Origin of the sequence: Clostridioides sp. ES-S-0010-02 (assembly GCA_020641055.1) — a bacterium.
GTDB lineage: Bacteria > Bacillota > Clostridia > Peptostreptococcales > Peptostreptococcaceae > Clostridioides.
The window spans coordinates 3,726,000-3,745,657 of sequence record CP067345.1; the positions used below are offsets into that span (position 1 = coordinate 3,726,000).

Annotated in this window: 17 protein-coding genes and 2 pseudogenes; 8 read left to right on the forward strand and 11 right to left on the reverse strand. The window is 29.0% G+C overall.

The features are described 5' to 3' along the window. Positions 1-209 precede the first annotated feature (209 nt). From JJC01_17340 to JJC01_17355, 4 genes are all read left to right on the forward strand, one after another. Complete coding sequence (locus JJC01_17340; protein ID UDN57905.1) at positions 210-962, forward strand: ABC transporter ATP-binding protein; 753 nt, start codon at positions 210-212, stop codon at positions 960-962. Beyond that, positions 952-3,072, forward strand: a complete 2,121-nt coding sequence (locus JJC01_17345) for an ABC transporter permease (protein UDN57906.1) — start codon at positions 952-954, stop codon at positions 3,070-3,072. The genes JJC01_17340 and JJC01_17345 overlap by 11 nt, the downstream gene beginning before the upstream one ends. Before the next feature lie 195 nt (positions 3,073-3,267). Beyond that, positions 3,268-3,978, forward strand: coding sequence for a response regulator transcription factor (locus JJC01_17350; protein UDN57907.1), 711 nt, complete (start codon positions 3,268-3,270; stop codon positions 3,976-3,978). Between the two features lie 19 nt (positions 3,979-3,997). Continuing rightward, complete coding sequence (locus JJC01_17355; protein ID UDN57908.1) at positions 3,998-5,335, forward strand: GHKL domain-containing protein; 1,338 nt, start codon at positions 3,998-4,000, stop codon at positions 5,333-5,335. Positions 5,336-5,549: 214 nt separating this feature from the next. On the opposite strand, the gene JJC01_17360 is transcribed toward JJC01_17355, so the two are convergent. The 10 genes and pseudogenes from JJC01_17360 to JJC01_17405 all read right to left on the reverse strand — a co-directional run bounded on the left by JJC01_17360 (position 5,550) and on the right by JJC01_17405 (position 14,202). Continuing rightward, positions 5,550-6,119 (reverse strand): GrpB family protein, encoded by a 570-nt coding sequence (locus JJC01_17360; protein ID UDN57909.1) that lies wholly within the window; start codon positions 6,117-6,119, stop codon positions 5,550-5,552. A gap of 77 nt (positions 6,120-6,196) precedes the next feature. Next, the gene (locus JJC01_17365; protein UDN57910.1) at positions 6,197-6,925 is read right to left on the reverse strand and encodes a HEAT repeat domain-containing protein; all 729 of its coding nucleotides are present in this window, start codon (positions 6,923-6,925) and stop codon (positions 6,197-6,199) included. Positions 6,926-6,967: 42 nt separating this feature from the next. Further along, positions 6,968-7,128 (reverse strand): annotated as a pseudogene (locus tag JJC01_17370) (aminoglycoside 6-adenylyltransferase). Positions 7,129-7,419: 291 nt separating this feature from the next. Continuing rightward, entirely contained in the window at positions 7,420-8,862 is a 1,443-nt protein-coding gene (locus JJC01_17375; GenBank protein ID UDN60209.1) for a HAMP domain-containing histidine kinase, read from the reverse strand. 28 nt (positions 8,863-8,890) lie between these two features. Beyond that, positions 8,891-9,583 carry a response regulator transcription factor gene (locus JJC01_17380; GenBank protein UDN57911.1) on the reverse strand — a complete coding sequence of 231 codons (693 nt, stop codon included), beginning with the start codon at positions 9,581-9,583 and terminating at the stop codon, positions 8,891-8,893. Positions 9,584-9,696: 113 nt separating this feature from the next. Beyond that, complete coding sequence (locus JJC01_17385) at positions 9,697-10,464, reverse strand: lantibiotic immunity ABC transporter MutG family permease subunit (protein UDN57912.1); 768 nt, start codon at positions 10,462-10,464, stop codon at positions 9,697-9,699. Continuing rightward, positions 10,461-11,231, reverse strand: coding sequence for a lantibiotic immunity ABC transporter MutE/EpiE family permease subunit (locus JJC01_17390; GenBank protein UDN57913.1), 771 nt, complete (start codon positions 11,229-11,231; stop codon positions 10,461-10,463). Before JJC01_17390 ends, JJC01_17385 begins: the two co-directional genes overlap by 4 nt. Position 11,232: 1 nt before the next feature. Continuing rightward, positions 11,233-11,931 carry a lantibiotic protection ABC transporter ATP-binding protein gene (locus tag JJC01_17395; GenBank protein UDN57914.1) on the reverse strand — a complete coding sequence of 233 codons (699 nt, stop codon included), beginning with the start codon at positions 11,929-11,931 and terminating at the stop codon, positions 11,233-11,235. 403 nt (positions 11,932-12,334) lie between these two features. Next, a complete protein-coding gene (locus JJC01_17400; protein UDN57915.1) occupies positions 12,335-12,871 on the reverse strand; it encodes a ParB-like nuclease domain-containing protein in 537 nt (178 codons plus the stop codon). Continuing rightward, complete coding sequence (locus JJC01_17405) at positions 12,868-14,202, reverse strand: DUF3440 domain-containing protein (GenBank protein ID UDN57916.1); 1,335 nt, start codon at positions 14,200-14,202, stop codon at positions 12,868-12,870. Before JJC01_17405 ends, JJC01_17400 begins: the two co-directional genes overlap by 4 nt. A gap of 961 nt (positions 14,203-15,163) precedes the next feature. Here JJC01_17405 and JJC01_17410 point away from each other — a divergent pair. Both JJC01_17410 and JJC01_17415 read left to right on the forward strand, forming a co-directional pair. Further along, positions 15,164-15,499 (forward strand): hypothetical protein, encoded by a 336-nt coding sequence (locus tag JJC01_17410; GenBank protein ID UDN57917.1) that lies wholly within the window; start codon positions 15,164-15,166, stop codon positions 15,497-15,499. A 146-nt stretch (positions 15,500-15,645) separates the two neighbouring features. Beyond that, positions 15,646-15,926 (forward strand): annotated as a pseudogene (locus tag JJC01_17415) (FMN-binding protein). Positions 15,927-16,055: 129 nt separating this feature from the next. Here JJC01_17415 and JJC01_17420 read toward each other — a convergent pair. Further along, the gene (locus tag JJC01_17420) at positions 16,056-16,217 is read right to left on the reverse strand and encodes a hypothetical protein (protein UDN57918.1); all 162 of its coding nucleotides are present in this window, start codon (positions 16,215-16,217) and stop codon (positions 16,056-16,058) included. A 733-nt stretch (positions 16,218-16,950) separates the two neighbouring features. Between JJC01_17420 and JJC01_17425 the strand changes: the two genes are divergently transcribed. Both JJC01_17425 and JJC01_17430 read left to right on the forward strand, forming a co-directional pair. Further along, positions 16,951-17,349, forward strand: a complete 399-nt coding sequence (locus JJC01_17425; protein ID UDN57919.1) for a hypothetical protein — start codon at positions 16,951-16,953, stop codon at positions 17,347-17,349. An 86-nt stretch (positions 17,350-17,435) separates the two neighbouring features. Continuing rightward, entirely contained in the window at positions 17,436-19,535 is a 2,100-nt protein-coding gene (locus JJC01_17430) for a heavy metal translocating P-type ATPase (GenBank protein ID UDN57920.1), read from the forward strand. Positions 19,536-19,658 lie beyond the last annotated feature (123 nt).

Below are 19,658 nucleotides of genomic sequence, written 5' to 3' on the forward strand. Positions count from 1 at the left end.
AAAAATATATAATTATTTTACAAAAAAGACTACCATTTATACATCAACATATCTTTTATCTAAATAATCGTAACAATACCTTTTCAAAAATTTTTCTAACTCAAACATTACAAAAAAACACCCAATTCTTACAACGAGACTTATATTCCCATACACCTTTCAAATGCTATCATTGACTTACAAGATAAATGAAAGCGAGGATGATATATATGCTTAAAGTAAACAATTTATGTAAATCATACAAGGCAGGTAATAAAACGTACCCTGTATTAAAAAATATTTCTTTTGAAATCAATAAAGGAGAATTCGTTGCAATCATGGGTGCATCTGGAAGTGGAAAGACAACTCTCTTAAACTGCATTTCATGCTTTATACCAATTGATGAAGGTGAAATAACTCTTGGAAACAATAATATAAGAAACCTACAAGAAAAAGAACTTTCCGAAGTTAGAAATCAGCAGTTGGGCTTTGTATTCCAAGATTTTATGCTGTTTGATGGTCTTAGTGTCTTTGAAAATATCTGTGTTCCACAAATTATCAAAGGTAGTAAAGTTATACAAATGGAAAACCGTGCTACTAGCCTATGCAAATTATTTGGTATTGAGCATATACGCAAAAAATACCCTGCTGAAATATCTGGTGGTGAAAAACAGCGTACAGCAGTAGCAAGAGCTCTTATGAATAATCCAGATTTGATATTAGCAGATGAGCCAACTGGTAATCTTGATAGCAAATCTTGTCGTACAGTAATTGACTCATTCCTAAAAGCCAAACAAGAGCTAGATGCCACTATATTCATGGTTACACATGATAGCTTTGCTGCAAGTTTTTGTGACCGTGTCATTGTCCTTAAAGATGGAATGGTCTACAAAGAAGTCGTAAAATCAAATTCAAGACGTGAATTCCTAGATGAATTATTGGAACTTTTAAAAGAAATGGGAGGCAGTCAAGATGACAATTAATAAATTATATGGAAAACTTCGAGCCTACAATTGGAAAAACTATACAACATTATTCTTTTGTATAATACTTTCTGTAGTCTTAGTAACTTCATATGCTTTAATTTATTTTAGTCCTACAGTGCAAACAATCCTTCCAACTGGAGGAGATAGTAGAAAACAAGCCATAATGATATTTGCAGTTGCTATATTAGGATGTGCTGTTTTTACTACTTATGCCTCTTCCCTATTTTTAAAATTTAAAAGTAGAGAAATTGGTATTTTTATGGCTCTAGGGACAGATAAGAAAAAATTGAAAAAAATTCTATTTTCAGAAATACTTCTTATTTCAATAGTCTGTTGTTTTTTAGGTCTTCTATTGAGTATGCCTGTATCTTTTGGTATATGGAAGATATTCCAATTGGTAATTATTGATACAAGAGAAATGACATACCACTTTGGAACTCAAGGATTTATATATGGTTTCATATTTTGTATATTTGTAACTCTATGTATTTTCTTACTTTCAGTAAAATTCATCAATCGTACAAATATAATTGATATACTAAATGACCAAAGAATCTCTGAACCAGTGCATGAGGTAAAAAGTTGGTATGGTATATTGGGAACATTTTTTATGGTATTAGGACTTCTTCTAGGTTATGTAGTACCTTCAATAGTCATAAGTGAACTTAATTACATGATGCCATCTATATGGAACATTACGTATGTATTCTCTGCTATTGGAATTTACATGATTATGACATATGTAGTAGTACATGCAAAAAGAGGAAAACATCCAGAAAAATACTACAAAAATATTATATCTACTAGTATGATGAGATTTATGGGCAAGCAAACTGTAAAAAATATGTGTGTTATTGCATTTTTAATTGCAGGAGCCTTATTTGCTGTATTCTATATACCTAATGTGATTGCAGGAATTAATGAAAATACTAAAAAGAATCCTATAGATTACACATTCACTTATAACCAAAGAGTGAATCAAATATCTAAAAAAGAAATTGAACAGTTGGCAGATAAGCATAAAGTAAAAATCCAAAACTATATGGAACTTCCTTCTATTGAATTAATTGTAGATGGTACAGAATCAATATTTAATAAAGATAGAACTATTGATGATGTATATATGAAAAAACATTCTTTAGCCATGTTCTTTAATTCTAAGGATTTCTCTAAATTAATTGATAAACCTATCACTATAAAAAATGGTGAATATCTTGCTGTTGTAAGTAAAGAAAATAATAATAGAGATTATGATTTTCCAAAATTTATATCAAGCCCAGCCACAGAAAAAGAAACTCCTTTTAAATATTCTGGAAACCTAATATTTAATGGTTCTTTCTTTCAAAATGCTCGTATGACTGCTTATGTCCTTAGTGAAGACGATTATAATGCATTTACTAAAGGTTTATCTATAAATAACTACAATAATTCTGTCCTATTTAATGTAGATAAAGCTACAGATACCTATGCTTTTGCTAATGATTTAAAGTCAGAGATTATAAAAAGAACACCTAAGGAAATGGGAACATACACTATGTATGATGAATATGTGAAAAAACGCAATGAATCAACTGGTCAAAAGTATTTTTTGGATGAAGAATATCCAAGTGGAGAAGGTTCTTTAAAATTAACTCCAGATAATAATCAATTATATCTCCAATGGAAGTACTATCCTAATTTTAAAACTTTGCAGAGTCAAGATATGATAAAAAATACAGCAGTATTCTTGATGTTATTTATCTATGTAGGTATAATCTGCTTTACGGCTGTGGGAATCATTGCATATACAAGAGGTGTTACAATAGCAGTAAATCACAAACAGATTTTTATAGATTTGAGTCGATTAGGTGCTAACAACGACTATATAAAATTCTGTATTCGCAACCAATTAAAGAAAATCTTTTCATACCCTCTTATTACTGGAAGTTTTGTAATATATCTTTTTAACTTTATGATTATGGTAAACAATGATGGTAGAATTGTTCATAGTGAAGTCAATGCTCTTTTGATAAATCTAGGTTTACTAGTGGTTTGTGGGGTTTATATGTACCTTATATATCTGTTGACTTACAAAAAATTTAAAGAAATTGTTGGAATTTCAAAATAAGTTTGCTTAAATTATTTTAGATAAAACTTCTCTGAGTAAGTCTATATAATTCTTATCTGTACGATTTTAGTCAAAACTTATTTAAGTAAGACTCTACTTTGCTACCTAGACATATTTTCTCTTTTATGTATCTAGGTAGCTCAATTTATTATATACTTAATTATATAAATATAAAACTTGAAAGGAGAATAATCATTGATTTCAATTTGTATTTGTGATGACGAAAAACAACAAAGAAGTATGCTAAATAAAATCATCACAAGAGAAATGGATTTATGGGGCTATCCCTGCCAGATAAAAGAATACTCAAATGGAGAAAGTCTAATATATAATCTAGAACATGAAAATTATTATATGGACATCATTTTTTTAGATATTGAACTTGGAGAAATTAATGGAGTTGATATAGCAAAAGTCATTCGAAAATACTCAAAAGATACTATAATTATCTTTGTCACAGGTTTTTCTGACTATGTATTTCATGGATATGATGTAGGAGCTTTAAACTATATCTTAAAACCTTATAAAAGTGAAAAAATATGTGAAGTCTTAAAAGAAGCACTAAAAAAATTAGAACAATGGAAAGAACACTTTATTACGATTCAGATTGGAACTAACCTTTGTAAAATCAATACAAAAGACATTTTCTACTTTAAAAGTGAATTAAGAAAGCTGACTGTAGTAACCTCTGACAAATCTTTAGAGTATTATGGAAAACTAAATGATATGGAAGATATTCTTCCATCTAATTTTATACGTACACATCAAAGATATATTGTCAATCTAAACTATGTAAACAGTATAAATCAAACATATGCTAAAGTACAAAATGAAAAAATTCCTATAAGTCGTCAAAAATATCAAGAAGTTGTAGGAAAATTTACAAGACATATGCTAGAATCTTAATTTTTAGAAAGGTTTTCAAATGGATACTTATTCAATAATATCAAAAGCTACAATTTATATTACAGTTTTACTTAGCATTTTTATGGCCTTTTTTCTTTATAAGCTAACATCTTATTTTATAGATTTTAGGAAACATTGGATTTTTAAAATAATATTGATTTTGGGTTATTCTATTATTGGTCAAATGATAATATGGCTTTCTGACCCTGTAAATATACTTTTTACACTACTTGGATATTTTATACTCCTTATAGTCTGTAGTAAAAGTAGGTTGATTCCTATAATATCAGTTATAATGATACTCTATCCTATTATAGTTGGTGTTAATTTTCTTTTTATAAACAATCCTCTATATAGAGAACTTGTAAGCTCAAGTGAGTATACTGTAGTACTTTCAATCTTTAAGATAGTTTCTGCCATAATTAAAGTATTTTTATGGTTTTTGATACATTTTTTCTTAAAAAATAGATTAGTTAATATAAAACAGTACCTTACAAATCGCATATGGATTTTTATTGATATAGTATGTATATCCTCATTTTTATCAATATTAATTGCCATTATTTTGCCACCCACTAATTTAATTCCTATGGGTAGCGATTATAATATTATCTTAGGTAACTTACCTTATGGTACTTATCTAATTATTTTATCTGCAATCATAGCTAATATTGGTGTGATACTTCTTTTAAATCCATTAATTGAAAATGTAAAGATGAAGTTAGAAAATCAATCGAATCATATAAAAGAAGAATATTACGACTTACTAGAGAATCAACAGGTTCAGATACGCAAAATACGACATGATATAAATAACCACTTCCAAATGATTGAGTCTTATTTAGAAGTTGAAGATATTGATGGAGCTAAAGATTATTTTACACAATTAAAACTTAGTTTTGGGACTTTAAGTGGTAAGCAATTTTGTAAAAACCCTGCCCTTAATTCAATTTTAAATCTTCGTCATACAGAATTGGAAGAAAATAGTGTTGATGTTCATTTTAATATAGATATAGACAATCACTTTGGTATAGAACCAATGGATTTATGTACTATTTTTTCAAACTCTTTGGATAATGCTATAGAAGCATCCTTAAAGATTTCTGACTTATCAAATAGAAAAGTGGTGCTAAAAGCACGTTGTGAAAATGAGTATTTTAGCTATTTATTAACAAATAACAAGGTAAATCCTATCATTAAAAAACATGGTTTATTTATTTCAGATAAAGATAATAGTAAATCTCATGGATATGGTGTTGAAAATATCAAGGAAATTGTTGATAAGTATAGTGGAGAGTTGAATATTTCTTATACTGATACAGATTTTTCTTTATTTCTTTATATTAGGTTGTGTTAGTATTAAGCTGAGAATCTTAATATATTTAAAAAACTCAAAAAAGGAAAGCCAGAAATGACTTTCCTTAATTTATATTTTAATAATAATATAAACACATATAAATTGTGAGCTTTTTCAACTGTCTCAAAGTGATTTTAATATTTCATTTTTAGTAAGCATTGATATATTAAACTTAAATTTAAATGTATTAAACTTAAATATAGTAAATAACATCCTAACTGTATCTATTAGAATACAATTTCCTAGATTTTTCAGTTACCTTTTTAATAAAATCTGATTTATTATCTGTATAAGCATCACGATTATGCTCATATTCCTTCCATAATTTCAACTTAAGATTCTCATATTCCTTCGCAACGCTTGGATTATCAATCAAATAATCTCTAAAAAATAATTCATCATTGTCTCCTGCATATCTTATATGTAAATGAAAAACTCGTTCTGCAAACCCATCTACTGTATATCCTTTATTAAATGAAATCCTATCACCACTTTCAGACATGCAAATATAGTCATCTGACTCAATTATCTCTTTAATCTCTTGCATATTACACTCAGGCTTTATCTCCATCAGTATATCAACAATCGGTTTTGCATAAATTGTATTCACAGCAGTACTTCCAATATGACTTATTCTCACAATTTTTTGCATAGGAAGTAGTTCAGTTAGTCTAGATTCTTCTTCTTTAAACCAATCTTTCCAACATTCCCTATGATTAGTTAAAAATATAGGAAATAGCTTCCATAACTCTTCTAATGTCATATCTGACAGCTGTTTTCTCATAAACCAGTTTCCCCCTTTTAGATTAGCAAATTTGATTGTTCTTTATACAATTTTATTGCTTTTGATTTTATTTCCTTCTACAACTTTATCTCTTTTTTAATCTTACTTAGAGAACACTCAGCTTCATTTTTTATTAAATCATTTTTATCACTATATAAAACTTGCTCAAGAATATCTATACTTTCTTGAGTCTTAAAAGAAGAAAGGCACATTACGCATTTCCAAATAATTAAATCATCTTCCGAATACTTTTCCATTACACTTACAATCTTTTTAAAGTAATATTCACTAGCTACACCTTGATTATAAAATATCATAAATCCTATAGCATCAATTACCTCAGAAATCTTAATCCTATCATCACTCTCTAAAACGTCAAACAATACAGGTAAAATCTCTACATTCATCCTTGCTAAACTTCTTGCAATTATATCCCTTGCTAATGGATAACTCTTCTTTTTAGAAACCCTGTCTGGCAAATATTTATGTTGATTATTTCCTATTGTTCCAAGATATTTAATCATCTGTTTTGCAGTATAAGTATTCCCATTTTCAAGGGCATTACAAAGCTCAATCTTCGTATATAGAGATTTTTCAACGCAAAGCTTTCCTAACAAAAACTCTACAAATTCTTTATTTTCGACTCCATATCTTTTTGACATCAAATTTATATAAACTGACCTTTCAACTGCTTTTGATGAACTTGCTAGTTCCAATAACTCTTCATCTGAATAAGATTGAAATTTATTGATATATTCTTCTGTAATAAAACCTCGCTTTATCAACTCTTCATTAGTACTTTTCATAAATTAACCTCATACTATTATTTTTTATCAGACATAAAATAGTTAAACAAGACTAGTGATATAATAATTTATCATATCCATAGCATAAGGAACTTCTTCTCTCCAAATCCCTTTTGCCACATTATTAAGACCCATCAAAAATTATTACAATCGCATATAAACTCATTTACAATGTGATTTCTACTGGACAAACAGGTAAATATTTTTTCATATTATTCTCCTTAACTAACTTAAAGTTATATATTTACTTTTAATTGGTACAGTTATATAATACTATATTTATTACATCAAGGTAACAGATTTTATTTGTAGAAAGTTTCTTTATTTATTGTAGAAACTTTCTATATTCATTTAAGAACTTATAAGATATTTTTTCAATACTCAAATACAATAAGAGGTATCAACATATTGCTGATACCTCTTTTATATACTTAACATAATCACTTATTAATATATTTACAATATCTACACAATAAAAAATTAAATATGAATGATTAGAGATTAAATATTTTATGCTGAAATATAACACATGCACCACCACATTCAGCATTTTTTATTCTGATTGAACCACCAAGCATCTCAACTAATTGCTTGACAATGTACAACCCCAAACCAGAATGCCCATCCTTAGTTTGTCTAGCCTCATCACCTCTATAAAATTTTTCAAAAACTTTATGCATATCTTTAGCACTAAATCCAGTACCAGAATCACAAACCTCATATGAGATATATTCTTTTTCTGCCTTTGCTGATATTTTGATTTTTCCGCCTTCTGGAGTATATTGAAGACTATTGGATACGATATTATCAAAGATTCTTTCCAATTTCTCTATATCAATCAAAATAGATTCTTCTATATCACTTTGAATGTTTAAAGTGATAGATATTTCTTTTTTCCTAGCCTCTAATTCATAGTAGTATACTTTTTGCTCCAAAAACTCAGTCAGATTTATAGGAACTAACTGTAACTGAATACAAGATTTTTCAAGTTCAGAAGTATATTGCATTTGCTGAACTAGTGAGACACTTTTATCTACATTTGCTTCTATAACTGCAAGATATTGACGTTGTTCTTCACTAATCTCAGTATCATCAATCAGAGCTTCTGAATATACCTTTACAATAGATAATGGTGATTTCAGGTCATGTGCCAATGCCTCTACCATTTCTACTCGTTCCTGTTCTATTTTCCACTGTGCAGATAAGGATTTTTTTAATTCTTCTTTCATTTCTGAAAAAGCACTACATAGATTTCCTAGTTCATTATCCGCGTAATAATCTATTTCAAAATCAAGGTTCTTTTCTTTAATCTTCTGTGAACTATCCATCAGTAGTTTTAGTGGTCGATTGATATTTTTAGCAAGAATTCGAGAAAATAGTATTGTAAATCCTATAATATATATAAAAGGAGATAACAAAACAAGAATAATAACCCTATCGTCTCTCCACAGCTCATTTTCATTTCCATTTGCATAAGTAAGTTTCAACTGATAAGCAAGAAGGACAGCCCCTTTGATTTTTCCACTATCATCAATAACAGGAACAATCTTTACAAAATTTCCCGAATCTATAATTTTAGTATTTAGTTTATTAAATAATTGTTCCTTTGTTTCAAAAATTTGTTTCTTATATGTACCATATAAAAAGTTACTGTCATTATCTACAACCTGATAGAATAATCCGTCACCATGAATCATATTGTTCAAATCTTCTGCATTTGAAGGAGATAGAATAGTTGTATTTTTTTTATGAATGTATTTTTCTATTTCTGGTATCTGCTGTTCATAATAATTTTCGCCATATATGTCATTATTATTTAAAGCTCGAATAAACAACATAATTACTCCAGCATAAGTAATCAGTGACGCCAATATGCTGGTGATTATAATTAAAAAAAGTGTTCTGCGAAACTGTGCTGAAAGTGACCGATTCTTTATGCTTTTCATTATATGAAAATCTCCTTCTCTAAAATTTATTCCATTTATACCCAATCCCCCAAACAGTAGAAATATATTCAATTTTAGGTGTTACCACAGAAAATTTAGCACGAATCTTCTTAACACGCTCAACAACTGTTGAATCTTCACCTTCTGAATCATATCCCCAGACTTTTTCATAGATTTGTTCTCTAGAAAAAACCTGTCCTGCATGCAATGCAAGTAATTCTACAATATCATATTCTCTCTTTGTCAAGTGAACATCCTTGCCATCAATTTTAACTGCACGCTCTTGTATATCTAAACATAGTTTTCCAAAATACATTTTTGGACGTTTATTCTCCATATTGATATATTGTGACCTCTTTTCACGGCGTAGATTAGCTTCAATACGTGCCATCAATTCTCGTAACCCAAAAGGTTTCACTATATAGTCATCTCCACCAAGAGTTAATCCCTTTATTTTATCTGTTTCTGATTGCTTTGCACTTAGAAAAATGATAGGGCAAACTACATCATCTCGTATGGTACTACAAACTTCAAAGCCATCAGCCCCAGGCATCATAATATCAAGTATAATAAGGTCTGGCTGTTTCTTTGCTAATTCAATTCCATCATTTCCATTATATGCGATAAGTACTTCATGCCCTTTTGACTTCAGTTTTTTTTCTAATAATGTCACCAATTCTCTTTCATCATCAACAATCAATATTTTGCTCAATTTTAATTATCCTCCAATACTTATGCATTATTAACAAGCCTGTATTGTGACCTGCTCATATATTATCTGATAATTTTTCTCATTGGTCAAGTTTATAAAAATGTCCATAGTCATTACTCATTGCATGCTCTACCTTCCCATCTGTTAAACCATATAATTCCACCAACTAGAAAAATGATAAGTCCAATTACTGTTAAATTAAGTGCATTTATTAGCTGTGACTCTGCTCCTGAAGAAATTGCAGTTGATAAGGTAGTCTGAAAATAAATAGATGGAAACATTGACATCTTTACTGGCCAAGCCCAAGGAACAAACACCCAGATTTTACCCCCAAGACTTGTTCCTCCAATCAAAGCAGCCATTAAAATACCACCCATGCTTATTCCGATGGATGCTCCCATCCCCCATAAAAAACTGACCCACAAGTGAATAGATAGAATTGGAAGTGTCCCTATTACTGCAAGTAAGGATGCCATCATAAATAGAGAAATGCTACCTCCATCAGGTATTATAATATTCATTCCGACACATATTATAAGTGATGAAATAAAAGTGCTGACTGCCATACAAAACATCAATATAAAAAATTTTCCTAAGTATAACTTAATTCGGGAAACTCCTGTATTTAAAAAACCATTGAACTCTCCAGCAAGTTCCTCCTCATGTATAATAAAGCTTGATAGAAGACTTATTCCTACTGGAATGATAATTGCTGTCCATACTATAAAATAACCTTCAAAAACAAATTTATATGTAACTTCAGACCTAATTGCCAGATAAGCAACAACACAAAGTGCAATGACTACAGGCATAAAGAATGTAAGCCAACGAATTGCTGTACGTTTTGTTTTTAGCCACTCTGATGATAATACTCCTATCATTTTACTTCCCTCCTATTAAACCAAATACCTGTAATTACTGTGATTACAACAAATATAACCAAGGATACGATAATCCCAACAGGAATCACAGATGAATCTAAAAGTGGATTTCCAGTCTCCAAAATAGCTCCATTTGGATGCACACCAGCAATAGGACACATCAGTCTCATAGCCCAACTCCACGGTACTGCAAACCATAAAGATTTTATTGCTGTAAGAACACCTATCATCATACCTACAAGTGCAATTCCCATACTTAAGAATGTTCCTTTCCATGTAGCTGCCCACAGCTGAATAGGGATAAGTGAAAGAGAAACAAGCCAACAAACAAAACCTCCAGCAATAATCTTACCAAATGGGATTGCTCCTTCTGATAAAAACAAACCAGTCATAATTGTTGAAACTATCAAAACTAGTGTTGATAGCAGAGTGTAAACTGCCATAGCCATAACCTTATCAGTCCAAAGAATCATAGGTGAAACATTATATGCACGCAAAGTGCGATAATTCCCAGCTTTTCTTTCCTGACTAGCTACCAAAGTAGCAAACAATCCCATACCAAGAGGTAAAAATACAAATGGCCACGAATTAAAAACCAAGGCTAGAAGGCTGTCCCATGACCAAGAGCTACTTTGAGATAATGGGTTTTTCATGATTGTTGATTGTGTTATCCCTGCATATAATGCAAAGAATATTGGAATAAAAACAATCAATTTCCCCATAAATGTTCTTTTGTATTTTAAAAGTTCAGATTTAAGTCCATTCATTTTACTTTCCTCCTTTTAAGATTACATCAGAGAAGAATTCCTCTAGATTTTCATTTGGATCTGGTATACCTTGAAATAATAGCCTTCCTCCACTAATAATTCCTATTTTATCAACTACCTGAGCAACCTCTGATAATATATGACTTGAGAGAATTACTGTAATTCCCTTTTCAGGAAAAGATGCAATCAACTCACGTAGTTCTTGAATTCCAAATGGGTCAAGCCCGTTGGTTGGTTCATCTAAAATCAATAGTTCTGGATTATTCAAAAGTGCAATAGCGATTCCAAGTCGTTGTTTCATTCCCATAGAAAATTGTGAGGCTTTCTTTTTTCCAGTATTTTTTAAATCAACTGTGTCTAATACTTCATGAATTTTTTCATGTGGAATGCCTAGAAGTCTTGTGTGAACTAGTAGATTTTCCTCTGCTGTAAGGTTTCCATATAAAGCAGGTGATTCGATTAAAGAACCGATTTTTGTAAGAGACTCTCGTTGCCAAGGCTTTCCATTAAAAAAAATATGTCCTCCTGTTGGATGAAGAAGTCCAACAATCATTTTAAGTGTTGTTGACTTACCTGCACCATTTGGTCCAAGAAGTCCATATATAATATTACGTTCAATTTGAAGTGAAATATGGTTGGCTGCCATCTGCTCTCCATATCTTTTTGATAAATTTTTTGTTTCAAGAATTAAGTCTTTCATGTCTATTCATCCTTTCTTGTAATAATCTAAATTCATTTTCTATAAGAAGATTAACATGAAAAAATAACAATTCTATAACACTTATAATTTTTTTATTAAAATATACTATTTATTCATAAATGAAAAAAGTTAATCAGTACTAACAAAGAAAAAGAGCAGGATATCCTCCTACTCTTTTTTCTTTGTTAATATTATGTAATTTATATCTTACACTACTCTATTCTCAATACTTGTATTTATTCAAAAGCTTTAAACTCAAGTATATTTTCTTTAATATACTGCTTCATATTTCTTTAATATACTGCCTCATATTTCTTTAAAACACTTCTTCATAGTTCTTTAAAACACTGCTCCAAAAAGGTTAATAGTATTTCTATAGTGTTTATACTAAAAACATATCTTTTTAATTATCTTGTTTAGTATCAGAATCAAAAGGAATCCATGCACGTCCAAACTCTTTATCTTTAAATAAATAGGATAATCCAGTTATTTGCTTTAATCTAAGAATCTCCTCAATATCCATCCCTAAGTGCTTTGATATCCATTTATCAGATTTTCCAATATCACAAAGTTCCTTTATAATATTGCTCATTAAATCCACATTATGTGAACCTCTTGCACGATTGTGACGAATAGTACTTGCCATTCTCTCATCAAGTGATTTATCAATTACTGAAACAGGAAGTACTCCACCTTCTCTATCATATATATCCTTATTTTCAAGCATTATTCGATATCTATGAAAACCATCTACAATAACATATTTGTCATTTTCTGGATTATAATAACAGACAATCGGCATTGTATATCCATCTTCTTTTATACTTTTATACAGCAACTGCATTTCTGGTGGAGCTACTGCATTTGGATTATAGTCGTTAGATTCTATCTTTTCAATTGGGACAGCGATGATTTCATATACAGGACTTTTATACTTCATAGCATCTTAACTCCTATCTTAGAAAATTTTTCATACTTTTTCTTAATGTATTCTGTTTTCATTCTTTGCTCTTTTGTAGGACCAAATCCCATAAACTTACACATATGGTCATTTTTTAAAATACAATAACACATTCTTTTCCAACTTGGTATATCTTTAGTAAATTTAATATCATCTGTGTCATCAGGTATATCTCCTAAGAATACGACTCTACTTTTTTTATCTTTTGTATGATTAGAAATTCCATTTATTTCTATATTATACCCTTTTCTTATCAACTCACATATAGCGATTTCTGGCAAACCACCACCCTTTTTATGCCAAAAGTCGATAGATGTTGAAAATTTTTTAATATAATTATTTCTTATATCTTCAGGTAGTGTATCAAGCAGAAAATAAGTGAAACTTTTCCATGTATGTCCTTCTGGCAACTTTACACTACGATACCCCATAGCTTTTGTTTTTCCATAAATAGAAGTAAAATTAGCCCCTTGTACTCTAGCAACCAATTTCACCCATACTTCTGGGTCCAATATCTTATATAAGTTTAAACTCTCTTTTGCTGAATCATTGAAAGGAGATGCTACTCTCATTTTTCTTGGAGGCAATCCAGCTTTATAGAACAAATCATAGATTTTATTGTACTCATAGTCGAATTTATAATTGGCTACCCAAACATCTTCTAGTCCCCAGTCATATAAAGGAGATGCTGTCCATACATTTTTAAACTCCTTTGTTATCCAACACTTGCCTTTATATCCATGCTGTTTATTCACAATAGCACAATAACGTTGTAAGGATTCTGAAGCTCTTGTTCCAAGTAAACAAGCAACTTTTGCACCCTTATGCTTGTTTCTCATCCACCTACCAAATTGCTTTGCCAAACTTTCCTGCTTCATCTTATACTTATAGTAGGTAAAAAGATTATTTTCTTGATTTATTACGTATTCTTTGTCTGGCATTTTTCTTACCCATAATTCTTCTTTCTCATCATCCCATGGATACCAAAACATTTCATGATTACCTACAGCTGTTCTCGTAGCCATTGGCAGACATACCCAATATGGTTCAATATCTTCAAGATTGTCTTCAAACATTTTTTCAACATATTCTGTTGTCATACTATATTGAGCCTCAAAATCTTGATGAAATACTCCTATTTTGGATTTTATATTATATTTTCTTTTATAATCCAAAACTAAATTCAATAATAGACCACTATCTTTTCCTCCACTGAAAGATACATAGATATAATCAAATTCACTGAAAACATAAGAAAGTCTGTCTTGAAAAGCTTCAAATACACTGGATTCCAAATATCTTTTATCCATTTGTAATCTCCCCTTTCAAATAGAAGTTCATGAAAGCTTATAACATAATATTATATATGCACTTTTAGTAGTAATCAGCATAAATTATGAATCCTCTAAGTGCATAAATCCAAAAAAATAAATATAATTATAATATAAATCAATTTTTCTATTATAAACTATATTTTACCATTATTTTACATAATTTTCCAACAGCATAATTATCATTATTTCTTCAGTATTTAGCTCAATATTTTGTATTTTACATATGTTTTAAAATCAAACTCTTATTTTTCAAGTTCATGACTTTTTAAGTTATAAATTTCTTTTATATATTTCTTAGGTAAATTTTAAAAATGTCTTTTCTTTTTTTATTGTTTTATAAGAAAAATAATATAAACATATATAATATTTAAAATAATATAGACATGTATAATGTTTAAATATACTATTAACTTATAAGATAGTAATTTTATACATCAATAATTTTTATAAAAATCAACTATTTTTAGTTAAATTGGGTAATAAAAAATAAAAGGATGGTGATTTGATTGAAACTTAATAAAGGTATCAAATTTACAATAGGATTGCTTATTGATATAGGAATCAGCTTAGTTTTAGGTCTTAACCCCCTATTAACAACTTTATTTGCTCTACTATATATAACACTTTATATTCCAGATATTTGTAATATTATAAAAAAATAAATATTCATCTGAAATAGACGATATGGAAAAAACTCCCTACTTAAAGGACTACTCTAGTTTAAATTCAATTGATTTTTATGTAGTACCACATTCCCAAAATTGGGAATTTGGAAAAGCTGTAGAAAAAATAGTAAATGCGTATTCTAAAACTTTATAATTAAAAGCTATTAATGATAATCAAGCAATATTAATTGAAAACGACAGTGTTAGAATTTTAAAATAATTTAATATAAATAGCACCAGAAAATGATAAACACTACATTGTCATATCTCTGGTGTTTTTCTATGCAATAAGTTTTAAAATAGCCCTCGATGAAATCAACATTGACTTTGAAAATACAGACTACCCACCTGGGGAAAAAGAAACCTTCCGTGTTGGTGAAGAAATCAATGAAAAAATAAAACAGTTACTAAATACTGGTATCTTATCAGGTGAGCTTAGAGAAGATATTGAAATTATGCCTACTATATTTTCACTGTTGGGAATGTTATCTGGCATTATACAGACAGCACCAAATAAAGAAGCTTATATCAAACAAGAAGTAAAACTTTCTAAACAGGAATTTCTTAAACACGGATTTGATATGCTTTATCGCTCTATTTCCAAATAGATAAGATAAATCTACAAATATACAACTATACAATTTTTTATAATAGACATTATTACTTTATATATTTGAATATATCTGAAATTAAATTAAAACAAAAGATATTCAAAACAATTACCAAATACAATTACAAACAAACAGTGGAAAATATGACCTTTAAAAAAGTAAATATCTCTGACATTGCTGATGGAACCTATGTTGGAGAATGTAATATAAATATCATATCTGCTAAAGTAGAAGTCACTGTAAAAAGTGGTAAAATTTTAAACATTAATCTTTTGGAACATAAAAATGAACGAGGAAAAAAACAGAAAAAGTTATTGATAAAGTACTTAACAAGCAAAAAGTAGATGTAGATGCTGTATCAGGTGCAACAAATTCAAGTAAAGTTATAAAAAAAGCAATCGAAAATGCACTCATAAAAGGATAACTATACTTAACAAATTTCTATAAGAGTAAAAATATTGTTTTTGAATATCTGTACCAATTTGTGGTATAATAAAAGCAAGAAGAACTACAATCTATTTCGTCGTAGAGTGAAGTTCATAATTAAATGAAGCTATTTGAACTTATGGAACTTGATTTTAAAATCAAATTCCCAGCCACTTTTACTCTTGCCACGAGTTGAGTGGCTTTTTACTTTCGTAAATACTTTACAAATTAAGTAAAATATTAAACTAGCAACAACGCCAGCTATTACATTAAGTAAAAAGTTATTCATACTTCCCACCTCCTTTCATTAGGAAGTAGGTTTTATCCTAGTATGAACTCCACTCTTAAATTATAGGTTACATCTTCTTGCTATAAATATTATAACATATACTTTCCCATATTTTACCTGTGTTTTTATTCTAATAACTCCCTTTTCTTTTCAGCATCATATCTACCTACTATCATCAAATATTGTTTAAAAATTAGATTTAATATAATAAAATCAACTATAAACAAGAATAAGTTTGTTTCTCTAAGCAATGTAATGCTTATAGGAATGTGTTATCAATAATTGAGCCTTGAGTAGTGATAAAATAATATTTTTCATAAAATAAGCCAATTAATTGATATAAATTATCATTTTCTGTTGAAAGTTACATTCATGCGTGCTATACTTAATTGCATAAATGGTAATAAATGTCATATGATTTTACAATTCTATTAATAACAATTATTATTAACTTTTTAATTTTCGAAATAAATATCAAGAATTTTCTAGAATACATGATAATTCTTTAAAATATAAGAGAATTATTAAAATGTAAAAGAATTATATAGACTATATAAAAAACACATAAAACTATACAAAAATATATAGGATTATACAAAAGCGTATAGGACTCTCGAAACATAATAGAACTATATAATACTACTTTTGTAAAATCGCGCTCTATTTTTAACATTTATTACTTTATACATAAGATATATAAATAAAATTTAACTTAATGAAGGGATATGATAAAATGAATATTTTAAAAATGAAAAAAACAGGGATATTTTTAGGAGGAGTACTTTTAGGTACTGTAGGTGTCAAAATACTTTCAAGTGATTGTGTAAAAAAGTCTTGTACTAAAGCAACTGCTGGAGCGTTGAAAGTTAAGGATTCTGTTCTTGAAACAACTACTAAAATCCAAGAAAATATGGAAGATATTTTAGCTGAGGCAAAAGAAATCAATGAACTAGAAGAATTATCTTCATCTAAAACAAAAAATGTACAGGAAGATACTAAAGTTGTACAAGAAACTATTAAAGATGAAAATGTACAAACTGTAGAAAAAAATACTGATTCTGATAGCATTAAATGTGAAGACATCAAGGAAAATACTACTGTAGAAAAAAATAGTACTTGCACAGCAGAATAAATTTAACGATTATTATGGTTAATAATATCAGGTGTTATGATTAATAATATCAAGTATTATGATTAATAGTATCAGGAGGAAGTAAATTGAATCTTTATATAAAGCATGAAATCAGAGGTCGTATACGTTTTGATTTACAACTTGGTAAATTGAATAACAAACAGGCAGATACTCTACTATATTATTTGACTTCTATAAATGGTGTTACCAAAGCAAAGGTTTATGATAGAACTGGTGACGCTGTTATTTATTACACAGGTGAAAGAGACTATATAATAAAAGAAATCACTAAGTTCAGTTTCAACAATAGCGAAATAGAAAAACTAGTCCCTGAACACACTGGTAGAGAGTTAAATAATTACTACAGAGATAAATTAGTAAATAAGCTATTTATAAAGAGTGTATCTAAGATATTTTTCCCAAAATATTTAAGATTTTTTTTTATAGGACTTCACTCTATAAAATATTTCAAAAAAGGTATATCTTCTTTACTAAATAAAAAGATAGAAATTTCTGTTTTGGATGCAACTGCAATAGGTATCTCCATTTTTAGGAAAGACATAAATACAGCTGGGTCAGTGATGTTTCTTCTTGGTATAGGCGAATTACTAGAAGAATGGACTAGAAAAAAATCTATAGATGATTTAGCTCAAAGCATGTCATTAAATATTGAAAAAGTATGGTTAAAAAAGGATGATAATGAAATTTTAGTCCCAATTTCAGAAATAAAAGAAAACGATTTAGTTAGTGTAAATATGGGAAATATGATTCCATTAGATGGAATTATTGAATCTGGTGAAGCAATGATTAATCAGGCCTCTCTTACAGGTGAATCTCTTGCAGTTAATAAAAAAGAAGGCTCTTACATCTATGCTGGAACTGTAATAGAACAAGGTAATATTGTAATGTGTGTCAAAGAAAAAGCTGGTACTACAAGATTTCAAAAAATTGTAACTATGATTGAAGAATCTGAGAAACTTAAGTCTTCTGTAGAAGGAAAATTTGAACATCTAGCAGATACCTTGGTTCCATATAGTTTTTTAGGAACGCTATTTACTTATGCAGTTACTAGAAATCCTATAAAAGCACTTTCTATTTTGATGGTAGATTTTTCTTGTGCATTAAAGCTATCTATTCCTATTTCTGTATTATCAGCTATGAGAGAATGTAACAATTATAATATTGCTGTAAAAGGTGGGAAATTCCTTGAAAATGTTGCCTATGCAGATACTATTGTATTTGATAAAACAGGCACATTGACAAAAGCTCAACCAACAGTTGCAGATATAATTACCTTCCAAGATTATAATAAAAAAGATATGTTAAGACTAGCTGCTTGTCTAGAGGAACATTTCCCACATTCTATAGCTAATGCAGTAGTTCATGAAGCTGAAAAACAAGGTCTCAGTCATAAGGAAATGCATACAGAAGTAGAATATATTATTGCACATGGTATTTCAACAAAAGTCGATAATAAAAAGGTTATAATAGGTAGTAAACACTTCGTATTTGAAGATGAAAAATGTATTATACCAGATGGCGAGGAGTATAAATATAATAATCTTTCAGACGAATATTCTCACCTATTTATGGCAATATCAGGAAAATTATCAGCTGTTATTTGTATTAATGACCCTTTACGAAAAGAAGCTAAAGATGTAATTTCAAACTTAAGAGAATATGGACTCAAAAAAATTGTAATGATGACTGGTGATAGTGAAAAAACAGCTAGGTCTATAGCTAGTAAAATTGGAGTGGATGAGTATTATTCAGAAGTTCTACCAGAAGACAAAGCCAATTTTATTAAAGATGAAAAACTAAAAGGTCGTAAAGTTATTATGATTGGAGACGGAATCAATGATTCCCCTGCTATATCTGAGTCAGATGTTGGAATTGCAATGAGTGAAGGTGCTGAAATAGCAAGAGAAATTTCAGATATTACTATATCAGCAGATAATTTAAATAATTTAATTACTTTAAAACAGATTAGCAATAAACTTATGAAAAGAATTGGTTTAAGTTCTAAGTTTATTATTGCTTTCAACTTAGGTTTGATTTTTCTTGGTGTAGGTGGATTTATTAGACCAAGTACATCCGCGTTTTTGCATAATGCTTCTACTGTTGGAATAAGTTTAAACAGTATGACAAATTTATTAGATAAACCTAATACTTATAACTACAATTAACCCCCCTTGTATAACACATTTATACATAAAAAATTTATAATTCATATTAAAAAAAGCACTTTTAAACAATTAAACAGTAATATTTAAAAGTGCTTTTTTGACTAAATTTCCATAATATTTCTA

Bases quoted from the DNA above. Each gene is read 5' to 3' on its own strand.
- JJC01_17340 (UDN57905.1), top strand. From the start codon at position 210: ATGCTTAAAGTAAACAATTTATGTAAATCATACAAGGCAGGTAATAAA.
- JJC01_17345 (UDN57906.1), top strand. From the start codon at position 952: ATGACAATTAATAAATTATATGGAAAACTTCGAGCCTACAATTGGAAA.
- JJC01_17355 (UDN57908.1), top strand. From the start codon at position 3,998: ATGGATACTTATTCAATAATATCAAAAGCTACAATTTATATTACAGTT.
- JJC01_17360 (UDN57909.1), bottom strand. From the start codon at position 6,119: ATGAGAAAACAGCTGTCAGATATGACATTAGAAGAGTTATGGAAGCTA.
- JJC01_17365 (UDN57910.1), bottom strand. From the start codon at position 6,925: ATGAAAAGTACTAATGAAGAGTTGATAAAGCGAGGTTTTATTACAGAA.
- JJC01_17385 (UDN57912.1), bottom strand. From the start codon at position 10,464: ATGATAGGAGTATTATCATCAGAGTGGCTAAAAACAAAACGTACAGCA.
- JJC01_17390 (UDN57913.1), bottom strand. From the start codon at position 11,231: ATGAATGGACTTAAATCTGAACTTTTAAAATACAAAAGAACATTTATG.
- JJC01_17395 (UDN57914.1), bottom strand. From the start codon at position 11,931: ATGAAAGACTTAATTCTTGAAACAAAAAATTTATCAAAAAGATATGGA.
- JJC01_17400 (UDN57915.1), bottom strand. From the start codon at position 12,871: ATGAAGTATAAAAGTCCTGTATATGAAATCATCGCTGTCCCAATTGAA.
- JJC01_17405 (UDN57916.1), bottom strand. From the start codon at position 14,202: ATGGATAAAAGATATTTGGAATCCAGTGTATTTGAAGCTTTTCAAGAC.
- JJC01_17420 (UDN57918.1), bottom strand. From the start codon at position 16,217: ATGAATAACTTTTTACTTAATGTAATAGCTGGCGTTGTTGCTAGTTTA.
- JJC01_17425 (UDN57919.1), top strand. From the start codon at position 16,951: ATGAATATTTTAAAAATGAAAAAAACAGGGATATTTTTAGGAGGAGTA.